This is a genomic window from Nocardia sp. CA-129566 (genome assembly GCF_050956075.1).
GTDB lineage: Bacteria > Actinomycetota > Actinomycetes > Mycobacteriales > Mycobacteriaceae > Nocardia.
Map to the genome: position 1 here is coordinate 8,543,931 of NZ_CP192085.1, position 18,773 is coordinate 8,562,703.

The following is an 18,773-nucleotide window of genomic DNA, read 5'->3' on the forward strand; positions in this document are numbered from 1 at the left end:
ATGACGGGTGTACCGATCCAACAGACCTGCGAGGCTTTCATGATCGTTATTACTGCTCCGACCGGGAACATCGGCCGTCCCCTGCTCTCCCGGCTCCTGGAGTCCGCCCCCGCCGCGGGTGAGGAACTGCGGGTGATCGTGCGCGATCCCGCGCGGCTCCCGGACGCGGCGCGCGAACGCGTCGAGGTGATCACCGGCTCGCACGCAGACGCCGGGGTCCTCGACCGGGCCTTCGAGGGCGCGGACGCCGTCTTCTGGCTCGTCCCCCCGGACGGCTCCCGGACCCCGCAGGACGGCTGGAGCGGCTTCACCCGCCCCGCCGTGAAGGCGATCACCGCGCACGGCGTCGGCCATGTCGTCGGAGTCTCCGCGCTCGGCCGCGGTACCCCGGTCGCCGACTGCGCCGGCCTGGTCACCGCCTCCCTCGCCATGGACGACCTCATCGCCGGCGCTGGCGTCGCCTACCGTGCCCTGGCCAACCCGTCCTTCTTCGAGAACCTCCTGGAGGAGTCCGACTCGATCCGCGACAAGGGCGTGTTCACCGACGTCGTCGACGCCGACCGCAAAGCCCCCCTCGTCGCTGTCGCCGACATCGCGGCCGTCGCCGCCGGCCTGCTGCTGGACCGCTCGTGGACCGGCACCGACAGCGTCCCCGTCCTCGGGCCGCAGGACCTGTCGCCCAATGACGTGGCCCGCATCATGACCGAACAGCTCGGCCGCCCCGTCCGCTACGAACGCCAGCCGCTCGACGAGCTGTACACCACCCTCGTCGGCTATGGCCTCAACGAGGAGTTCGTCCAGGGGGTCGTCGATATGAAGCGGGCCAAGGACCAGGGCCTCGACGCCGGAGTCGCCCGCACCCCGGATACCGCGTCCCCCACCAGCTTCGAGCAGTGGTGCGCCCAGACCCTCATGCCCGCTGTCCGGTCCTGAGGCCCACCACCCGTCGCCCGGAAACCACGATGCCCAGCGCACCAACACCTTTGGAGGCACCCTGATGCCCGCTGAAAGAACCGAACTACCGGTCACGGCGTTCATGCTCGTCAAGACCACACCCGAGTGGCTCGCTCTGACCATCCAGGAACGTGTGGACGCCTTCACCACCCAGGTCCTGCCCGCCATCGAGGCCAAGACCACCGGCGTACGGTCACGCTTCTACGACACCGAGTTCTACTCCGCACGCATCACCGACGTCTGGGTATGGGAAGCCGAAGACCACCACGCCTATCATCTCCTCATCGACGCACTGCGCGAAACCCCGTTCTGGGATCGCTACTTCGAGGTCATCGACCTCCTCGTCGGTACCGAGAACGGGTACGCCCGAACCTACGGACTCGAACCCGTCGCCACCATCACCACCTGAACCCCCGCGCGACCTGCGGCTCCAGATCTGGTCTCACGCTTGCGCCACTGCTTCCGATCTGACAGCGATGGCATTTCTTCGGCTCGAGCCTGGTCGTCGAAGCGCGCGCGGGCGCGCTCGACGTCGGGCAGTGTGGTTGTGGCCCAGCGCAGGAGTGCGTCGATGAGGTCTTGCAACGACCGTCCGAGGGAGGTGAGGCGGTACTCGACGGCGACGGGTCGCGTACTTGTGATAACGCGCTCGACCATCCCGTTGCGCTCCAAGCGCCGGAGTGCGGCCGTGAGCGACTTCTGCGTCACGGCGGGGATCGTTCGACGGAGCTCGTTGAAGCGCAGCGGGCCCCGTTCGCACAGTGCGTCGAGGATCTGGAGTGACCACTTGTCGAGCACGTGGTCGAGCAGCTCGCGGTGTTGCGCGGTGAGCTGAAGGCTGTCCGACTGTGAAGGAGCGGTTTCCGGCATGACACCTAGTCTCGTTGAAGTTCCCTTGGAGTACCAGGTAGACATCGGATACCTACTCCGATAGCGAAAGGGACACCCATGGCAGTACAGCTGCTGACCCCGGAGGGCATGTTCACTCCTGTTCCGTACCACCATGTTTCGATCAGCACGGGTACTCGCCAAGTGCACGTGGCCGGCCAGATCGCGCGCGACGCCGTCGGCAACCCGGTCGCGACAGGTGACCTCACGGGTCAGGTCGCGCACGCACTGCGCAACACCGCACGGGGCCTCGCCGGGGCCGGGGCAAGCTTCGCCGACGTGGTGCGTCTCCGGTTCTTCGTCACGCACTGGAGCCCGGACAAGTACCACGACTTCGTCGCAGGAATCGAGTGCGTCGCAGACGAACTCGGGATACCGCAGCCGTTGCCGCCCCTGTCGGCGATCGGCGTCGACTACCTGTTCGAGCCCGATGTACTCGTCGAGGTCGAGGCGTTCGCCGTGCTCGACTGAGATCCAGGCCCCCGCGTCATGGACAGTGGTGAGGCTTCGTTCGGATCCGGGCGATCCTCACCACTGAACCTGCCCGGTGCGCTGTGGATCGCAGCTGGCGAACGCCGTTCACCAACGGCCAGCGGAGGGAGCGGAATCTCGAAATCGCCGTCCGAGATCATCGGTTACCGCACAGTCCTAATCGTGTCGGGTCACGAACCGGTACCTGCGGGGCCGGTAGACCTCGGTGACATCGGCCTAGCAGTCGTTCTCGGGTTGGGGACGCCTGGCGGCTTCCCGCGCGGTAATCGGTGATACAACGGCTCACCGTCCCCGGAACGCTGTCAGTAGCCACCGCCAGCGCTACCGCTGTCACCTCCACCGCAACCACCGTCGTAGTGCCCGTGACCAGCGCCGTAGTGCCCGTGACCGCTGTCCGATGAACCCCAGATACCCAAGCCACCCCAATGCCAGCCGTCCGAATCGGAGCCGCCGTGATCGCCATAGCTCGGCACCGGGATTCCTGTGACCGCGGTCAGGTCCACGGTCATGCCCAGCGCCACGAATCGCTTGAACAGCGAGTGCTGGTTTCGAAAGAATTCCGTTCCCTGTGCGGAGTCCGTCTCGTCGAGGGCCGGACCGGCGGGCGAAGGCTCCGCGGGCTCCCAGTCGGCGAGTGCACGACGGCTCTCGCGACGCTCCCGGCGCAGCAACCGCCCGCCCGCGATCGTTCGCCGACTAAATAGCAGCAGGCAGAGCGCGGCAAGAATCCCCGCAACCAACACCGCCAGATTGCCCCAGGTGACGGCATCGGACTCGCCATACGCTGCCACAGCCACCACAATCAGAATCAGCGTGACCACCACTATCGTCCGACGCCACCACGGACGCGGTATCAGGCCTGCCTGCGCGAGCCGGTCCCGCGTCGCCGCCAACTCCCTTCGGATGAACCGTTTTTCGGGCAGCTCGGACAACCGTGCAGGGCCGCGTACATCGGTGAAGACGGCGCGCTCCAACTCGTCGGCGTCCGAAGGTAGCGTTTTCCTGGTCCGCTGGAAATTCCGGCGCGCGTTCATCGTGATCACGTCGTCCATATCCAGCGACTTGACCGCGGTGACGACAGCGCCGCGCCCGCCGTGGTATAGATAGCCGAGTTCACTGGCAGACAATTCCGGGATCGAACGCACCCACAACGGGATACGCAGTAGCGCCGATCCCCCAACCGGCAGCGCGGACAGGACGATAAGAACGAAACCCGTCATGTTCGAACCCTCCCCGAATGTGGCCGTGAACCAATTATGAGGCACATCGGCGCGATCGCCCAGTGACCGGCTCGCTCAGGAATCCCCTCCCGACACGCTTGTGCCGCAACGGGATTCGATGCGGGCCGAGTACACCCCGTCCGCGTGGGCCCTCGAAGGTCTGAGCGAATCCCTCGTGGCGGCATGCGGATGCATTGCGGCACAGTGCCGAATTGTGTTGCCCAATAGCGCTATTCGCTCGGAGTAGCCTCGCAGAGTGCAGAAAGAGTTGCGAGTGGCTGCCTACGTTGTGTGCGTGCGGGAAGCCGTCGGCGCGACCGAGATCCTGCTGACCCGGTGGATAGCGCCCGACGGCGGCAAGCGGTGGACGCTTCCAGGCGGCGGAATGCGCCATGGCGAGGACCCGATCGCAACAGCCGTCCGTGAGGTAGCCGAGGAGACCGGGTACACCGCCGAGCTCATCGGCCTCATCGGCATCGACTCGATCAACCGCCGGTACCCGCGCCCTCGAGGCGAATTCGCCGACTTCCACGGGCTCCGAATCGTGTACGAGGGACGGATCACCGCTGGCGAACTCCGCAACGAAATCAACGGCTCGACCGACCTCGCCGCCTGGCATCCGCTCGACGACGTCGTCCACCTCGACCGAGTCGAACTCGTGGACATTGGCATTGAGCTGTGGCGGACCAGGCCAGCTCTGGGTCGCGCGAGCGGTTGATCGCCGTCCGGTTAGATGGCCGACCGGCTCGCCGTCGGCTGTCGGCGCTGCGGACGTTATTGCGTTGCCCCACAACGGATCGAGCTGCCAACATCCCAAGATGAACACCGAGGAACCAGCCGCGCTTGCGCCCGGTATTGCGCCGCCTCATCAGATCGACCTGGGTGATCTGCTGCTGCGTCGGTGGCAGCCCGAGGATCTGGTGCCCCGATTCGACGCGATAAGCGCCTCCTTCGACCACCTCCATCCATGGATGGACTGGCTCGCCGAACCCATGGCGCTCGAGCAGCACCGCGCCTTCGGCGACGCGATGGCGACGAGCTGGCCGAGCCCCGACGGAAGCTGCAACTACGGCATCTTCGACGTCGAGGGGACCGTACTCGGTGCGATCGGAATCCACGACCACATCGGCCCGCGCGCACTGGAAATCGGCTACTGGTGCCATGTCGCGCATACCGGCCGAGGAGTGATCACTCGCTCGGCCGCCGCGCTGACTCGAATCGCGTTGGCCCTACCCGGCATCGACCACGTTGAAATCCGCTGCGACGAAGCCAACATTCGCAGCGCCGCAGTCCCCCGCCGACTCGGATACCGGCTCGACCGCGTCGCGCCACGCGAGGTACGCGCGCCTGCGGAATCGGGCCGAGGCATGTTCTGGATCAAAGACGGCCAGGGCCGGAACGTGTGAGCGTCTTGTCAGACACACGGATTCCGGATAACTATTCCGAGAATCTACACCGAGCTTCTGCTCGTTCTAGGAGCGATCGAACTCGCCGTCGACGACGCCAGCAGTGAATGCTTTCCACTCGCCCGGCGAGAAGACCAGGGCCGCAGCAGCAGGGTTCTTGGAGTCGCGAACACCGACCATGCCGCCATCGAGGAACGCAACTTCGACGCACTCTTGGTTAGCCGAACTCCGGCTGCTCTTGAACCATTGCGCCCCAGACAGATCGACACTCACCGGGTCAACTCCTCTGCAATCTCTAGGATGAGCCCGCGGCTCTCGGCCTCATCCAGGGCTACGCCCTGAATCCCAGCATAGGCGTCTCGGTACTGATCGACCTCGTCCGTCTTTTCGAGGTACAGACAGCCGGTAACTCCCTGAATGTAGATCACGGGTGGCTCCGTCAGCTGCGCGGTTGGGTGACGGGGGAACTCGAGAAGGATGAATGACCCTGCACTCGTGCCCTTGTGCAGTCCGGCCGCCAGCGGCACAACCCGGACCGAGATGTTCGGCAATCGGTCAACCTCGACCAGGTGCGCGAGTTGGGCGGCCATGATTTCCGGTGAGCCTGCGACACGACGCAATACCGACTCGTCCAGCAAGACGTTGACCTCGAGCGCGTTGGTTCGACTCTCCAAACGCGCGAGCCTGCGAGTATGGATTTCGATGCGGCGCTCGACCTCGCTGGTCGGCATGGCCGGGATCTCGGTCCAGATCACCGCGCGCCGATATTCCGCGGTTTGCAGCAGTCCTGGAAGTAGCGTCGCCTGGTACGCGCTGAATCGTTTGGCGGCGTCTTCCAGGCCAACATAGAGATCGAAGTGCTTCGGGATCGTATCTCCGTAGGCGTGCCACCATCCCTTGCGCTGCGACTCCTCGGTCAGCCCCAAGAGGACGTCCGTGGTCCTGTCATCAACTCCGTACATCTGGGCAAGGTGCGAGATGAACAGGGGATTGATCCGGGTCGGTTGCCCCGTCTCCATCCTCCAGAACGTCTGCTTCGATACGCCGATCGCTCGACGGGCGTCATCCGGGCCGATCCCTGCCGCTTCCCGCTTTTCCTTGAGCAGGCGCGCAAGTATCCGGCGCGGGAGGGTCGAACTAGTGGTCATGCTGTCGGCTCCAAAGGGTTGCTAACAACTCTCGTTCGTCTGGGAACCAGTCTGAACGACGCTATGGAATCTCGGGTATTCGTTGACGAAAATACGACGGGGAATGTTCCAAATCCGTGGTAGCGGTGCTGAACTGAATATGCGCCCGGTTAGGGAGAACGGCCAGCTTGCCCCTCAGGCAGTCCGCTTCCGCCCGAGGATATTCAGGGGTTGTCGGGGCCGGGCGCACCCGAGTCCAACGCCGTACCAGGGGGTCACGATGTTGAATCCAGCGCTACCGCAACGCACTCCATTCGTCGGTCCGCCGGTCGCTGTTGCCGTCGACTTGCCAGCCGAGCTTGTCGCGCGCTTCGCGGACGCCCTACGTGAGTGGGCCTCCGCCGAGCCATCCGGCATCGACCATCACGACGAAGGGATCTAAATCTCGTGGAGCACATAGCTTTTGGGGATACTCCAGCATCCCGCTGCGTCTACTACCGGCAGGTGTGCGACCTTCCCGCGAACATCGATCCACCGCATCTGGGCCGCATCGTCATGAGTGCCGAATACATCTCGGGCCTGATCATGCCTGCACCACTGGGGCACGCCGTCAAAATTCATATGCAGCAAGGACTTTCCGGTGTCGGCCCGATCTTGTCGCATCCACGCTCGAATCGGTGGACGTATCTGGTGCGCCCCGATCTGCCCGATGATGACAGCTTGTTCGCGGAGATGTTCCGATTGAATGTGTCCGTTGTCCGGGCGGGCGGCACCATCGCATTGCCGAGCCCGAGTGACCGATGCGCGGAGTTCCGACGCTGGATCGAACCACCACGATGCACCTTCCGCCCCTCCGGGCGCAAAGTTGTCGACGCCATCCGCGCCTGTACCGGATCGGGCCGATCTCCGGCGGTATCGCATCCGCTCATCGGGGCGCGCGTGGTCGGCGATACCGCCGCACCGACGGGAGCGTGAAGCGGATGTCCGAGCTCGAGCCCGGGCAGCGCGAAATCGCCCCGTCCGTACGGGCTTTGCTCACCATGTTCAACGAGGACACGCCCCACAAACTCGCCTTGGCTCCGATCGCGAGCGCACCGATCTATCAGGGCGCGGACGGCTCGTTGATCCGGGTCACGGACGGTTGGATATCCGACTCCGACGCCGATCTGGACCGGGCCGACGCGATCACGATCAACCCGACCAGCGTTCGCGACATCGAGGATGGATGACCGTTCGTCGGCATCAGTCATAGCGCATCACGGCAATCGGCGCGGTCGGCCTGCGAAGTAATCGGTCGGAGAATTCCGCTGGGAACCCGGACAACCTCTTGCCCGACTACGTGAGTTCGGGTCGCCGAACGGCGGCGTGGCTGGGAGGAGAACGGCGGTGCAGACGCATCCGCAGGTCCGTGCGGACCGGGTGGCGACGGTGTCGGTGGCAGGGGTGTTGACCGCCGCCATGGGTTTTTCCATGCTGCAACTGTTCTTGGTGGGGGCGCTGGGTCCGCGGATCGTGCCGGATCTCGGGTTGTCCGCGGCGATGTTGGGGTTCACGACGACGGTCGGGTTCGGGACTGCCGCTTTGCTGTCGCCGATGGCCGGGCGGGCGGTGGATGCGCTCGGCCCGCGGCGATGTCTGGTTGCCTTGTTGGGGCTGGTCGCGCTCGCGTTGGGGTTGATCGCTGCCGCGCCGGGCTACGCGGTGTTGCTGGTGGCGGTTGGATTGGGTGGGTTACCGCAGGCATTAGCGAATCCGGCGACCAACAAGGCGATTTTGGCCGTTGTTCCGGCTGCGCAGCGAGCGGGCGTGACGGGCACGAAGCAGTCCGGCGTGCAATTGGGCGCGATCGCGGCGGGGCTGCCGTTGACGGCGTTGGCGGCGGTCGCCGGTTGGCGGGTGTCGGTGTTGGTGGCGGCCGGTTCGGCGGTGCTGGTCACGTTGTGGGTGTGGTGGACGTTGCCGACCGATCCACCGCCGACCAAGCCGGAAATCGGCTCTGCCGCAATGGGTTCGACGAGTGTGGCATCGACCGGGGCGAGCGTCGTGCGTTGGCTGGCGGTGTACTCACTGTTCCTGGGTGCGGGAATGGCCTCGATCAATACCTATCTCGCGCTGTTCGGAGAGCGTCGGCTCGGGCTCAGCGCCGCCACGGCGGGGACACTCGTCGCGGTGCTCGGCGTGGCCGGGATCGCGGGACGGATCGGGTGGGCGCGGGTAGCGAGTAGGCCCGGCATGGCGGTGGTGTTGCCCGCGGGATTGGCGGTCGGATCGGCGGGCGCTGCGGGGCTCATGGCCGCGGCACCGCTGGTGAGCGGGTTGGTCTGGGTTGCGGTCGTCGCGGTCGGGATATTCGGGATGGCGGGTAATGCGGTGTCGATGGTGCTGGTGATCCAACGGGCGGCACCCGGTCGGGCCGGGCGGGACTCGGCATTGGTGTCGGCCGGGTTTTTTGCCGGGTTCGCGGTGGGGCCACCGCTTTTCGGCGCGGTGGTGCCTTCGATCGGTTACAGCAGCAGTTGGTTGCTGGTGGCCGCGGAGTTCGTGACCGCCGCGGGTGTCGCCGTGGTATGGGCATTGCGGGACCGGGCATGAGCGAGCGAAACGCCGAGGTCACGCCGGAGCCGAATGGCACCGAATCCACAGGTTTGGGCCTCGGGCGCGATCCGCAGCTTCGCCGCATCGGGGACTACCCAGGTGAGGTGCAGGAATGAGCGGGTGGGCCGAGGTGGCGTTGAATTCGGTGTTGGACCGTGCCGAAAAGACGCGCGCTGTCGTGGGTGAGCGGTTGCCGTTGTATGCCGAGCGCAACAGCGGTGCGTGGGTGACGACCTCGCGGGGTTCCTGGACCGGTGGTTTCTGGGCGGGTCTGCTGTGGCTGCGGGCTCTGCACACCGGATCGGCCGACGACCGTTCCGCCGCGGCGCAGGTGACCGCTCGCCTGGCGGACTGGGTCGGCGCGGATACCGCGACCCGCGGGTTGATCTTCTGGTACGGAACAGCTTTGGCGGCCAACGCCGGAGGTGACCGCACCGCTGCCGAACTGGGCGCGGAAGCCGCACGAGCCTGTCTGGACGACTTCGATCACGAACTCGGCGTGCTGCCATGGGGTTCGGCCTTCGGCGGCCCGCGATTGCTGGCCCGCGTCGATGGCGTGGCGGGCATCCTGCCGCTGCTGGCCACGGCATCGGGTACGGCCGCGGCCAAAGCGCATCTGGACACCCACCTCACCCCACGGCGCACCGAACCAGTGTCCACCCCGGCACGGGGCTGGGCCGACGGCGATTGCGCTGCGCGCCCGCAGCCACTGCTGGCCACGGCATCGGGTACGGCCGCGGCCAAAGCGCATCTGGATACCCACCTCATCCGATGGCGCACCGACCCGGTGTTCACCCCGGCTTGGGCGTGGACCGACGGCGAATGGGTTGCGTGCTCACAGCCGAGGACGGGCTGGAGCCGAGGACGGGCCTGGCTGCTGCTGGCGCTGGCGGATGCGAGCTGGCATATCGATACCGGCTACCTGGACGCCGCCGAGGAGTTGATCGATGACACCGCCCCGCTGATTCCGCCCGCAGAGCTGACACCGGACGCGCCGCCGGACACCTCCGCAGCCGCCATAGAAGTCGTCGCACTGCTCAAACTTGCTGCTGCACACCATATTCCGGACCGAGCGGTGGGTCTGAGAAACAGGGCGATCAAGATGCTCGAGCAGCTGACAACCCGGCATCTGAACCATTCCGGCATGCTGCTGGACGGGTGCTATGACCTGGATCGCAACCTGGCCACCGCGCACGAACTCATCTGGGGCGACTACTTTTTCGCACTCGCCCTGGCCATCCACACCGGCGCGGTCGCACCGTTCGACACCTGAACCCGAGTCAGCGCAGCACCCGCCGCGCCACGGCCTCGATGTGCAGCTCATCGGGCCCATCGAGGATGCGTGCCATCCGACCCGTGCGCAGCAGCCGAGGTAGCGCGGTATCGGGTCCCAGCCCGGCCGCGCCGTGAATCTGGATCGCGGCGTCGGCGACCTGCTGCAGCGTTCGGGCCGCCGCGACCTTCGCCAGACCGGCCTCCACCCGAGCATCGTGACCAGCGCTGATCAGTGCGGCCGCTTTGTGTACCAGCGGCCGGGTGCCGCGGATGGCGAGCAAGGACTCGAAGACATGCTGTTGCACCAGTTGCCGTTCGGCCAATGGCCCGCGCGACTGGTTGCGGCCGCGGGCCCGATCACACATCAGCGCATACGCGCGCTCGGCCTGGCCGAGCCAGCGCAGACACCGCAGCGTTCGGCCGAGTTGCAGCCGCTCGCCCGCGATGGCCAGTGCCCGCCCGGGGTCGCCGATCACGTGGTCGCCGGATACCCGGACCCGGTCCATTTCGATCTCCCATTGCCCACCGACGCCCAACACCGGTACCTCGCGCACGATCTGGAAGCCGGGCGTATCGGTCGGCACCAGCAGTAGGGTGAGCCCTTCGCGACTGGGCGCCTCGCCATCGGTGCGGGCCAGCACGGTGATCACATCGGCATCGGCGCCGCCGCTGACGAACCACTTTCGACCGGTCAGCGTCCACGAGCCATCCGGTTCGGCGGTCGCGCGAGTGGTCGTCATGGCCGGATCGGTGCCCGGCGTATCGGGTTCGGTCATCGCGTAGGCGGCGCGCAGCTCACCGGAGACCAGACCGTTCAGGTAGCTCTCGCGAACACGGTGGCTGGCATGTCGTTGCAGCATCGACACATCCAGCAGCGAGGCCGAGCCGAGGAGCGCTGGCCCGTGATCGCTGGCGCCCTCGGCTTCGGCCAGGCACACGTAGTCGGCGAACGGAAGTCCTTGGCCGCCCCATTCGACCGGTAGCGGCAACGCCCACAACCCCGCCGTCCGCGCCGCCGCCCGCAGCTCTGCGGATATGACGGCCGCCCGCGGCCCACCCGCGTCGAGCACGTCTTCCTGCGGCACCACGTTCTCCGCGACGAAAGCTGCCACGCGCGCCCGCAATTCCGCGATATCCACATCCGGCCCGAGCGGCCTCGATGCGGCAGTGGCCGCAACCGCACTGTGAGATGTGAACGGCGTCATGACTTCTCCTCCACGCTGACCGGGAACCCGAGTGCCCGACGGTCCGACTGCTGTTGTCCGAGGGATTGGTCGGCGCGCAGCCGCGCCGAGTTCCCACGGACAGCGCGACCGTTCAACAGGGAGAGCCATGACACCCGGCACCATGCGGACACCCGGCACCGACCAGCTAACGGCACCCCTGCGGGGCATGCGATTTCGCACCGCGAGCCCACCCGGCCCGATCACCACGGCAACCGAACACCTGCGGTTGCTCGGCGCCGAACCGGTCGACGGCGACGCCGACGCGCTGACCCTGACCGGCCCGGACGGTAGTGCCGTGCACGCCGCGGTGGCCTGGGGCGGATCGGGCAGTCGAATACAGGACGAAGCGACCGCGCAGGCCGCGGCGGGACTGATGCTCGTACACGGCCGACGCGACGGCACTGCGCGCGGTCTGGCAGTGGACTACGCCTCGACGGCCGCCGGAATCCTCACGGTGCAGGGACTTCTCGCCGCACTGATCGGTCGCGCCCGCGGCGGTGCGCTGACCGGAGTAGACGTTGCGGTCGACAGGACGGCCTTGTTGACCATCTCCCAGTATCTCGCGGCGGCGTGCGCCGACGATGACGAAGCGACCTCGCTGGCCCCGGGCGGGCCGCCCTTCACTACCGCCGACGGCGTCCAATTCGAGGTAGAAGCCCTCGAAGTCGGTGTGTGGGCCGACTTCTGGCGGGCGTTGGACGCACCACAGGATGCGTTGCGAAAAGGCTGGCGACCCTTTCAATTCCGTTATGCGACCGCCTGCGCACCGATTCCCCGGGCACTGCACGACACCACCGCGCTGCGGAGCTGGGCGCAGGTGCGCGCCGCCGCCGACGCGTCCGGCGCGGACGTGTGCCGACTGCGCACACTCACCGAGCGCGGCCAGGAGATGCGCACCAATGGCGAGGACACGATGCCGTGGCAGCTGCTCCTCGGCAGCGAAAGGCACACTGTCGCTTCGGGTTCCGTACCGACCGCCGATCGTCCGCTCGCGGGTTTTACCGTGCTGGAGGCCGGACGTCGGGTGCAGGCTCCGCTGGCCGCGCATCTGCTCGGGCTGCTCGGCGCGGATGTGGTGCGCATCGAGCCGCCGGGCGGCGATCCGCTGCGCGGTATGCCGCCCACCTGCTCGGATATCTCCGCGCGCTGGTTGGCGCTGAACCGGGGCAAGGACGCGGTCGAGATCGATATCAAATCGGCCGAAGATCGCAAACGGTTGTGCGAGTTGGCGGCCGGAGCGGATGTGTTTCTGCACAACTGGGCGCCCGGCAAGGCCGAGCAGCTCGGTTTGGGCGCTGATGATCTGTGGACGGCCAACCCCGGCCTGATCTATGCCTACACCAGCGGCTGGGCTGGGCGGCTCACCGATGCCCCGATGGGGACCGACTTCATGGTGCAGGCCCGAACCGGCGTCGGGGAGGCCGCGCGGCCCGCGGATGAAACACCGATGCCGTCGCTGATGACGCTGCTCGATGTGCTCGGCGGCATGCTGGGCAGCGAGGCGATCCTGGCCGGGCTACTCGCCCGCGAGCAGACCGGTCGCGGTGTCCGGGTCGAATCCTCGCTGCTCGCGGCGGCGAATCTGCTCACCGCGCCCGCGCTGCGCCGGGCCACCGAGGGCCTGGACCCGCGCCGACCGGCCGGGTTCCGCCGACCACTGGCCACCGCCGACGGGTGGCTCGCTCCCACCGACGAGCACGCCGCGGCGGCCATCGAGCACGCCGACCGGGTCCGCGGTCTGTCCACCGCACAAGCCGTCGCCACCTTGCGCGACAGCGGAATCGACGCCACCGCGGTGACCACCGATTTGGCCGATCTGCCCGGCGACCCGCGCTTCACCGACGCCATGACCACCGACTCACTCGGCGCTGTTACTGTTTCGTCTCCCTGGAGCTTCCGATGAGCGTTGTGCTACATGATCTGGTCCCGCGTCGGCTGCGCCGTTCGTGGGCCGCCGACGGCGCGTGTCCCGACCTCGATCTGTATTCGCTGTTTCGTGCGCAGCGCTGCCTGGACCCGCACCGCACCGCGCTGCTCGATGCCAAGGGCAAGGTCTGCTACACCCAACTCGACCGGCTGGTGCGTCGTCTGGCGGCGGGTCTGGCCGCCGCGGGCGTCGGTCCCGGAGACGTTGTCGGCGTACAGCTTCCGGCCTCGCGCGAAGCGGTCATCACCGACCTGGCCCTGGCCGCGCTGGGCGCGGTGGCGCTGCCGTTTCCGGCGGGCCGCGGCATGCGGGAGGCCGAATCGCTGCTGCGCCGCGCCGAAGCCGTCGGCGTCCTGGCCGCCACCGATTTCCGCGGCCACGCCCACGCGGAGGACCTCGCTGCGCTGCTCGGCGAATTGCCGAACCTGCGTTTCGTCGCCGCCGTCGGCAAAGACCCCGCCCCGCAGCGATGTATCTCCTTCGCCGAACTGCTGCGCGCGGACGGCGAATTGTTCGTCCCGGCTCGTCCCGATCCCGATGCCGCCGCCCGGATCCTGGTCTCCTCCGGTTCGGAGTCGGAGCCGAAAATGATCGCCTACTCACACAATGCGCTCGCTGGCGGCCGCGGCAACTTCCTGGCCGCGCTGCTCGAGGGCGAACCGCCGCGCTGTCTGTTCCTGGTCCCCCTCGCCTCGGCCTTCGGCAGCAGCGGCACCGCCGTCACCCTGGCCCGACATGGCGGCACCCTCATCCTGCTCGACTATTTCACCCCTGAGGCCGCACTGGCCGCGATCGAAAGACACCGGCCGACCCACGTTTTCGGCGTCCCGGCGATGATCCGAATGATGCTCGAACACAACGCATCCGGCACCGATACCAGCTCGCTTCGAGCACTCGTGCTCGGCGGTGCACCGCTGGACCGAGCCACCGCCGAGGAAGCCGAAAACGCCTTCGGCTGCTCGGTCATCAACCTCTACGGTTCCGCCGACGGCGTGAACTGCCACACCGATATCGGCGAAACCGATACGGCCGCAGCCGGTCCCGGCATTATCGTCGGCCGCCCGAATCCCCGCGTCGCCGAGATCCGCATCACGAACATCGATACCGGCGAAACCGCCCCCGCGGGTGAGACCGGTGAAATCGTGGCGCGCGGCCCGATGACCCCGCTGTGCTACGTCGGCGATCCCGAACTCGATGCCCGCTATCGCACCGACGACGGCTGGGTCCGCACCGGAGATCTCGGCGTTCTCGATGCCGAAGGACGCCTGCACGTGGTCGGCAGGCTCAAGGAGATCGTGATCCGGGGTGGTGCGAATATCAGCCCGGCCGAGGTGGAGCAGCTGCTCGCCGGTCACCCCGACATCCGTGATGTCGCGTGCGTCGGTGTGCCGCATCCGAGATTGGGTGAACGGCTCGCCGCATGCGTCGTGCCGCGCCCCGGTCGCACACCTGACCTGGACGGATTGTGCGCACACCTGAGTGCGCACGGACTGGAGCGAGGGAAGCATCCCGAATCGCTGCTGCTGCTCGATGCGCTGCCCCTGACTCCGGCGGGTAAACCGGACCGGGCGGCCATGCGGGCCGCGATCGGCTGAAATCGGCTGTGGGGCAGACACTTCACCTGCCTGCCCCACAGTCCTCAGGAACCGGACATGACCTTCTTCAACGCGGCGGCCGCGTCACGGTAGACGGTCAGCAGTTCCTGATCTCGGCTCGGGTAATTGACGATCGACACCTGCTTCGCGCCGCTGTCGGGCAGCACGGTTCCGCTCGACATGTGCGCGTTGTCGAGCACGAACTCGGGCTTCTTCGCCGCGAGCGCGGACAGCTGTCCCGGCGTCACGGCTTCGGGCCCATAGGTGCCGACGACCTCGGCACCCGCCAACTGCGCCGCCCACGTCGAAAAGACCTGCGCCACCACGGTCGGCTGCTTGCCGCCCGGCCATGCGGCCCGAATGTCCTTGCCCAGCTTGTCGTATTCGGCGGTGAATGTCGCCGTCCAGGCATCGGCGGCCGCCGCGGTGCCGAACTGGGTACCGAGCGACTTGACCTGCGCGGTCGCCTTATCGGCGGAGTTGTCGAGATTCACCTCGATCAGCTTCGCCTTGGCACCGGCCGCCTCCTTGATCTTGGCGGCGAACGGTTCGAACGGCGCGTACAGCACGAAATCCGCCTCGGCGACCGCGGTCAGATCCGACGGCTTGGGGTCGTAGTCGGGTGCGTGGTGCACCGACGCGGGCACGATCACCGTGACATCCTGCGCGCCTGCGGCTTTCGCGAACGCGGCTTCCCAGGTCGTGGTGGCGACGATCTTCGGATGCTGGTGTCCGTCGTGGTCGTGGTCGCCGTCGGAGCTGGAGCAGCCGCCGAGCAGTACACCGGCGACGACGAGGGCCAGCCCCGCGGTCAGTGGGTGGAAACGTGCCATGGGTTGTATCTCCGTTCGGGGATCAGGTGGGCCGCGAGGGCGACTGCCCCCGCGGTGAGGACCAGGACCGGCCCTGGTGGCAGGTCGAAGGCGAGGGCGAGGACGAAGCCGATGAGGTTGACCGTGACGCCGATACCGATGGCCCAGCCGATGATCGATGTCAGCGAACGGCCGAGTCGCCGCGCGGCCAGGGCGGGCAGCAGCGTGAGCGCATCGACCAGCAGTGCACCGGTGAGTCGAATCGCCCCGGCCACCGCCACCGCGACCAACACCAGCAGCACCAGCGTCAGCCACCGCACCGGCACCCCCGATACCAGCGCCAACTCCCGATCGTGCAGCAGCAGCGCCAGGTCGCGCCGCCGCCACCACAACAGCGCGGGCACCGCAATCGCCAGTGCCGCGAGCACTATCACGTCCTGGGTGCGCACCGACAGGATCGAGCCCCACAGCAGCGAGAACGCCGATGACGCGTTCACCCCCGCCAGCGCGAGCACCAGCAACGCCGCCGCGATGGCCAGGCTCATGAGCAATCCCATTGCCCCGGACAGGCTTTCCGGTGTGCGGGCCAGCGGCGAGATCCCGGCTCCGGCGACCGCGCAGGCCACCAGCCCGCACAGCGCCGGATCGAGTCCGGTCAGCATCCCGACGGCAGCGCCGAGCAACGCGACGTGCATCATCGCGAACCGCACCGCAATGATGTCGAGCCCGACGATCACCACCCCGACGATCGGCAACCCGATCGACCCGAGCAGCAATGCCAGTCCGGCCCGCCGCACCGGGACGAGCCCGAGCAGATCGGCCACCTCCGCGGGCCCGTTCACGGTGCCACCCGCTTCTTGCGAACTGCCGGAATGCGCACCGCAGCAACGAATCTCATTCGACCTCCCGCAACCGGCCCGCCGCCATCTCCAGCACCCGGTCGCAGCGCCGCGCCAGCGCCCGATCGTGGGTGACCACGACGAGCGTGACCGGCAGTCCGGCCAAAACCTCGGCCGCCTCGTCCTGTCCCGCGAAATCGAGTGCGGCCGTTGGCTCGTCGGCCAGCACGACACCCGCGCCCGCCGCCACACAGCCCACCGCGCGCGACAGGTGCATGCGCTGCAACTGCCCACCCGACAGCGTGTCCAGCGGTCGGTCGATCAGCGCGGCGACCCCGAGCCGCGCCGCCATCGCCTCGGCCGCCGCCCGGTCCCCGCTGCTGGCCAGCAGTTCACCGGCGAGCAGCGGGAACCGCCCAGCCGCCGGACGCTGCGGAATCCATGCGCAGACCCGGCGACGCCACGCCTGCTCGGCAGTGCCGCCGCCGGTACGCCCGCCGACCGTGATCTCGCCGCGGACCGCGCCGTGCAGACCGAGCACCGCACGCAGCAGCGTCGTCTTGCCCGAACCGTTGGTGCCGGTCAGCGCGACTCGCTGCCCGCCAGGAACATCCAGATCGACATCGCTGACGACCTCGATGCGGCCGTGACGGCACGACACCCCCGCCAACCGCAGCTCCAGCCCGCCCATCACACCACCTCCGCGATACCCGGCCCGATCCCACCGATCGGGCGGTGCGCACCGAGCGGTAGTCGCACGGGAGCACCGATCGGTTCCCCGGACGCGGGGGTCTGCGCCGCCTGCAACAGCGCGACCAAGGTTTCGCGAGCCCGCGCGACCCGCGAGCGGATGGTTCCCGTCGGGCAACCCACGGTCTGCGCCGCCTCGGCATAGGACAGGCCGAGTACCTGGGTCAGGACGAATGCCTCCCGCCGTTGCGCGGGCAGGCCGCGCAGCAGATCGGCAATCGCCATTTCCTCTGGAAAATCCGGTCTTTCGTGCGCGCGGCGATGGTCCAGGTCCTGCTGCCACTCGGCCAGCTGCGCGTTCTTCGGTCGGGCCGCGGCACTGCGGAACCGGTCGACGACCACCCGCCGCGCAATCGACAACAGCCAGGTCCGGGCGGTGGACCGACCCGCGAACCGCGGCAGGCTGCGCATGGCGCGCAGGAAGGTCTCCTGCGTGAGATCGTCGGCGGACTGCACATCGGTCAGGTGGGCGACGAAACGCCACACATCACGTTGCGTCGCTCGGATGAACTCGGCCAGCGCCGCCCGATCCCCCTTACCGGCCGCCAGCGCGAGCGCGGTCAGTTCTTCGTCGGACATGAGCGGTTTCCAGACCGGCACGACTCACCCGGGTGCACCACGGGAAATGTCAGGAGGGACAACGAAATACCACTGCCGAACGGCAGCGTTCTCAATAGTGAATGCATTTATCGAACAATCTCGGTTCAGCGACGCCGCAGCACGCGGCGTTGAAAAGACCGGTCGCACATGGGCTTATCCCCGCGCACCGACGAGTGCGCGGACCTTCCTGCGGCGACCGCTGGGCGAAAGCTCGCCGCACCTACCGTCCAGGACGGACGCGCAGGCCACGGCGGCGGCGTCCGCCACTCGTGCACGCCGAACCGATGTAGCGCCGACCGGATCGTCGGCTACCGGTCCCGCACCACTGCACCGGAACCATTCCGGCTGCCCGTGGCGGACTCTCAGACCACGACCACGCCTACCGGCGGTCCCCGTCGAGCCACCACATGACGCAGCACGGCACCGCGCAGGGGCACAGCCGCACACTCGGAAACAACCGGAATACCGACCCCGGCTTCGTCCACTATCGAGTGGATCAACACCAGCAAAAGCGGTGCCAGAATCCGCGAATACAACGCGCGCAACAGTGCGAACAAAGCCCGCTCGCCGCACCAGAGCCACACCGCACAGATCACCGCGGCCACCGCATGCCCGGCGATCATCGCCAGCGAACCCGCGTGTGCGAGGGAACCCGGCACCGCCACAGCGTGGGATGCGCCATGCGCGCCCGATACCACCGCGACACCGAACCACAGGTGCAGTGCCGCCTGCATCACCAGCAGGCCACCGCCGATCGCAATGATTCCCCGCTGCCGATCGGCCAGCGCCCACGCCACCGAACCCGTCGCGGCGAACGCCACGATCAGCGTCGACAACGACACCGCGTGCCCGGACGCCTCGGCGTGGCCGACAGCGGACAACAACACACCGATCGCCGCGAATATCACCGCACGGATTGCCCGCAGGTGCGGCGATATGGGCAAGCGGTTCATAACAATGCCCATCCTCCCATTCGGCACGCGCGTGCGAGTCGGAAGGGCTCGATCAGCCGCGCTCGGTCATCTGCTGATCCAAGCCGTCACGACGGATCGTGATCCGAGGTTTCG

General features: G+C 67.5%; 22 protein-coding genes and 1 pseudogene. 13 read left to right on the forward strand and 10 right to left on the reverse strand.

The annotated features are described in order from the left end of the window. Entirely contained in the window at positions 1–933 is a 933-nt protein-coding gene (locus tag ACQP0C_RS37910) for an NAD(P)H-binding protein (RefSeq protein ID WP_433728059.1), read from the forward strand. A gap of 64 nt (positions 934–997) precedes the next feature. Next, positions 998–1,363, forward strand: a complete 366-nt coding sequence (locus ACQP0C_RS37915; RefSeq protein ID WP_433728061.1) for a darcynin family protein — start codon at positions 998–1,000, stop codon at positions 1,361–1,363. Between the two features lie 89 nt (positions 1,364–1,452). Here the strand turns inward: ACQP0C_RS37915 and ACQP0C_RS37920 are convergent. Next, positions 1,453–1,824: pseudogene (locus ACQP0C_RS37920) on the reverse strand (winged helix-turn-helix transcriptional regulator); the annotation flags it as partial. A gap of 78 nt (positions 1,825–1,902) precedes the next feature. Here ACQP0C_RS37920 and ACQP0C_RS37925 point away from each other — a divergent pair. Continuing rightward, positions 1,903–2,313 carry a RidA family protein gene (locus tag ACQP0C_RS37925; RefSeq protein WP_433728063.1) on the forward strand — a complete coding sequence of 137 codons (411 nt, stop codon included), beginning with the start codon at positions 1,903–1,905 and terminating at the stop codon, positions 2,311–2,313. Between the two features lie 323 nt (positions 2,314–2,636). Here ACQP0C_RS37925 and ACQP0C_RS37930 read toward each other — a convergent pair whose 3' ends face one another. Continuing rightward, on the reverse strand, positions 2,637–3,554 hold the full coding sequence (locus tag ACQP0C_RS37930; protein ID WP_433728065.1) for a TIGR04222 domain-containing membrane protein: 918 nt from the start codon (positions 3,552–3,554) through the stop codon (positions 2,637–2,639). A 274-nt stretch (positions 3,555–3,828) separates the two neighbouring features. On the opposite strand from ACQP0C_RS37930, the gene ACQP0C_RS37935 reads away from it, so the two are divergent. Together ACQP0C_RS37935 and ACQP0C_RS37940 are read left to right on the forward strand one after the other, a co-directional pair. Continuing rightward, positions 3,829–4,272 (forward strand): NUDIX hydrolase, encoded by a 444-nt coding sequence (locus tag ACQP0C_RS37935; RefSeq protein ID WP_433728067.1) that lies wholly within the window; start codon positions 3,829–3,831, stop codon positions 4,270–4,272. Positions 4,273–4,372: 100 nt separating this feature from the next. Continuing rightward, a complete protein-coding gene (locus tag ACQP0C_RS37940) occupies positions 4,373–4,960 on the forward strand; it encodes a GNAT family N-acetyltransferase (RefSeq protein WP_433728069.1) in 588 nt (195 codons plus the stop codon). A gap of 66 nt (positions 4,961–5,026) precedes the next feature. On the opposite strand, the gene ACQP0C_RS37945 is transcribed toward ACQP0C_RS37940, so the two are convergent. Further along, positions 5,027–5,233, reverse strand: a complete 207-nt coding sequence (locus ACQP0C_RS37945) for a DUF397 domain-containing protein (RefSeq protein ID WP_433728071.1) — start codon at positions 5,231–5,233, stop codon at positions 5,027–5,029. After that, entirely contained in the window at positions 5,230–6,108 is an 879-nt protein-coding gene (locus tag ACQP0C_RS37950) for a helix-turn-helix domain-containing protein (protein WP_433728073.1), read from the reverse strand. Before ACQP0C_RS37950 ends, ACQP0C_RS37945 begins: the two co-directional genes overlap by 4 nt. 259 nt (positions 6,109–6,367) lie before the next feature. Between ACQP0C_RS37950 and ACQP0C_RS37955 the strand changes: the two genes are divergently transcribed. From ACQP0C_RS37955 to ACQP0C_RS37980, 6 genes are all read left to right on the forward strand, one after another. Next, entirely contained in the window at positions 6,368–6,529 is a 162-nt protein-coding gene (locus ACQP0C_RS37955) for a hypothetical protein (protein WP_433728075.1), read from the forward strand. A gap of 62 nt (positions 6,530–6,591) precedes the next feature. Next, on the forward strand, positions 6,592–7,062 hold the full coding sequence (locus ACQP0C_RS37960; protein ID WP_433728078.1) for a DNA-directed RNA polymerase subunit beta: 471 nt from the start codon (positions 6,592–6,594) through the stop codon (positions 7,060–7,062). Positions 7,063–7,067: 5 nt separating this feature from the next. Further along, positions 7,068–7,316: a hypothetical protein gene (locus ACQP0C_RS37965; protein ID WP_433728080.1), complete on the forward strand. Its 249-nt coding sequence runs from the start codon at positions 7,068–7,070 to the stop codon at positions 7,314–7,316. A gap of 157 nt (positions 7,317–7,473) precedes the next feature. Further along, positions 7,474–8,679 carry an MFS transporter gene (locus ACQP0C_RS37970; RefSeq protein ID WP_433728082.1) on the forward strand — a complete coding sequence of 402 codons (1,206 nt, stop codon included), beginning with the start codon at positions 7,474–7,476 and terminating at the stop codon, positions 8,677–8,679. Then, a complete protein-coding gene (locus tag ACQP0C_RS37975; protein ID WP_433728084.1) occupies positions 8,676–8,798 on the forward strand; it encodes a hypothetical protein in 123 nt (40 codons plus the stop codon). The genes ACQP0C_RS37970 and ACQP0C_RS37975 overlap by 4 nt, the downstream gene beginning before the upstream one ends. Then, entirely contained in the window at positions 8,795–9,955 is a 1,161-nt protein-coding gene (locus ACQP0C_RS37980) for a hypothetical protein (RefSeq protein WP_433728086.1), read from the forward strand. Before ACQP0C_RS37975 ends, ACQP0C_RS37980 begins: the two co-directional genes overlap by 4 nt. A gap of 7 nt (positions 9,956–9,962) precedes the next feature. On the opposite strand, the gene ACQP0C_RS37985 is transcribed toward ACQP0C_RS37980, so the two are convergent. Beyond that, entirely contained in the window at positions 9,963–11,162 is a 1,200-nt protein-coding gene (locus ACQP0C_RS37985; protein ID WP_433728088.1) for an acyl-CoA dehydrogenase family protein, read from the reverse strand. A 127-nt stretch (positions 11,163–11,289) separates the two neighbouring features. Between ACQP0C_RS37985 and ACQP0C_RS37990 the strand changes: the two genes are divergently transcribed. Both ACQP0C_RS37990 and ACQP0C_RS37995 read left to right on the forward strand, forming a co-directional pair. Further along, positions 11,290–13,086: a CoA transferase gene (locus ACQP0C_RS37990; RefSeq protein WP_433728090.1), complete on the forward strand. Its 1,797-nt coding sequence runs from the start codon at positions 11,290–11,292 to the stop codon at positions 13,084–13,086. Then, on the forward strand, positions 13,083–14,705 hold the full coding sequence (locus ACQP0C_RS37995; protein ID WP_433728092.1) for a class I adenylate-forming enzyme family protein: 1,623 nt from the start codon (positions 13,083–13,085) through the stop codon (positions 14,703–14,705). Before ACQP0C_RS37990 ends, ACQP0C_RS37995 begins: the two co-directional genes overlap by 4 nt. A 44-nt stretch (positions 14,706–14,749) precedes the next feature. On the opposite strand, the gene ACQP0C_RS38000 is transcribed toward ACQP0C_RS37995, so the two are convergent. From ACQP0C_RS38000 to ACQP0C_RS38020, 5 genes are all read right to left on the reverse strand, one after another. Continuing rightward, positions 14,750–15,538, reverse strand: a complete 789-nt coding sequence (locus tag ACQP0C_RS38000) for a metal ABC transporter solute-binding protein, Zn/Mn family (RefSeq protein WP_433728094.1) — start codon at positions 15,536–15,538, stop codon at positions 14,750–14,752. Next, positions 15,517–16,359, reverse strand: coding sequence for a metal ABC transporter permease (locus tag ACQP0C_RS38005; protein WP_433728097.1), 843 nt, complete (start codon positions 16,357–16,359; stop codon positions 15,517–15,519). The genes ACQP0C_RS38000 and ACQP0C_RS38005 overlap by 22 nt, the downstream gene beginning before the upstream one ends. Positions 16,360–16,411: 52 nt before the next feature. Continuing rightward, positions 16,412–17,047 (reverse strand): ATP-binding cassette domain-containing protein, encoded by a 636-nt coding sequence (locus ACQP0C_RS38010; protein WP_433728100.1) that lies wholly within the window; start codon positions 17,045–17,047, stop codon positions 16,412–16,414. Further along, complete coding sequence (locus tag ACQP0C_RS38015) at positions 17,047–17,685, reverse strand: sigma-70 family RNA polymerase sigma factor (protein ID WP_433728102.1); 639 nt, start codon at positions 17,683–17,685, stop codon at positions 17,047–17,049. Before ACQP0C_RS38015 ends, ACQP0C_RS38010 begins: the two co-directional genes overlap by 1 nt. Positions 17,686–18,068: 383 nt before the next feature. Beyond that, positions 18,069–18,659, reverse strand: coding sequence for a hypothetical protein (locus ACQP0C_RS38020; protein WP_433728104.1), 591 nt, complete (start codon positions 18,657–18,659; stop codon positions 18,069–18,071). Positions 18,660–18,773 lie beyond the last annotated feature (114 nt).

Coding starts and splice junctions, on each gene's coding strand:
- ACQP0C_RS37910 (WP_433728059.1), top strand. CDS start 1: ATGACGGGTGTACCGATCCAACAGACCTGCGAGGCTTTCATGATCGTT.
- ACQP0C_RS37915 (WP_433728061.1), top strand. CDS start 998: ATGCCCGCTGAAAGAACCGAACTACCGGTCACGGCGTTCATGCTCGTC.
- ACQP0C_RS37925 (WP_433728063.1), top strand. CDS start 1,903: ATGGCAGTACAGCTGCTGACCCCGGAGGGCATGTTCACTCCTGTTCCG.
- ACQP0C_RS37930 (WP_433728065.1), bottom strand. CDS start 3,554: ATGACGGGTTTCGTTCTTATCGTCCTGTCCGCGCTGCCGGTTGGGGGA.
- ACQP0C_RS37940 (WP_433728069.1), top strand. CDS start 4,373: ATGAACACCGAGGAACCAGCCGCGCTTGCGCCCGGTATTGCGCCGCCT.
- ACQP0C_RS37950 (WP_433728073.1), bottom strand. CDS start 6,108: ATGACCACTAGTTCGACCCTCCCGCGCCGGATACTTGCGCGCCTGCTC.
- ACQP0C_RS37955 (WP_433728075.1), top strand. CDS start 6,368: ATGTTGAATCCAGCGCTACCGCAACGCACTCCATTCGTCGGTCCGCCG.
- ACQP0C_RS37965 (WP_433728080.1), top strand. CDS start 7,068: ATGTCCGAGCTCGAGCCCGGGCAGCGCGAAATCGCCCCGTCCGTACGG.
- ACQP0C_RS37975 (WP_433728084.1), top strand. CDS start 8,676: ATGAGCGAGCGAAACGCCGAGGTCACGCCGGAGCCGAATGGCACCGAA.
- ACQP0C_RS37980 (WP_433728086.1), top strand. CDS start 8,795: ATGAGCGGGTGGGCCGAGGTGGCGTTGAATTCGGTGTTGGACCGTGCC.
- ACQP0C_RS37985 (WP_433728088.1), bottom strand. CDS start 11,162: ATGACGCCGTTCACATCTCACAGTGCGGTTGCGGCCACTGCCGCATCG.
- ACQP0C_RS37990 (WP_433728090.1), top strand. CDS start 11,290: ATGACACCCGGCACCATGCGGACACCCGGCACCGACCAGCTAACGGCA.
- ACQP0C_RS37995 (WP_433728092.1), top strand. CDS start 13,083: ATGAGCGTTGTGCTACATGATCTGGTCCCGCGTCGGCTGCGCCGTTCG.
- ACQP0C_RS38000 (WP_433728094.1), bottom strand. CDS start 15,538: ATGGCACGTTTCCACCCACTGACCGCGGGGCTGGCCCTCGTCGTCGCC.
- ACQP0C_RS38010 (WP_433728100.1), bottom strand. CDS start 17,047: ATGGGCGGGCTGGAGCTGCGGTTGGCGGGGGTGTCGTGCCGTCACGGC.
- ACQP0C_RS38015 (WP_433728102.1), bottom strand. CDS start 17,685: ATGTCCGACGAAGAACTGACCGCGCTCGCGCTGGCGGCCGGTAAGGGG.
- ACQP0C_RS38020 (WP_433728104.1), bottom strand. CDS start 18,659: ATGAACCGCTTGCCCATATCGCCGCACCTGCGGGCAATCCGTGCGGTG.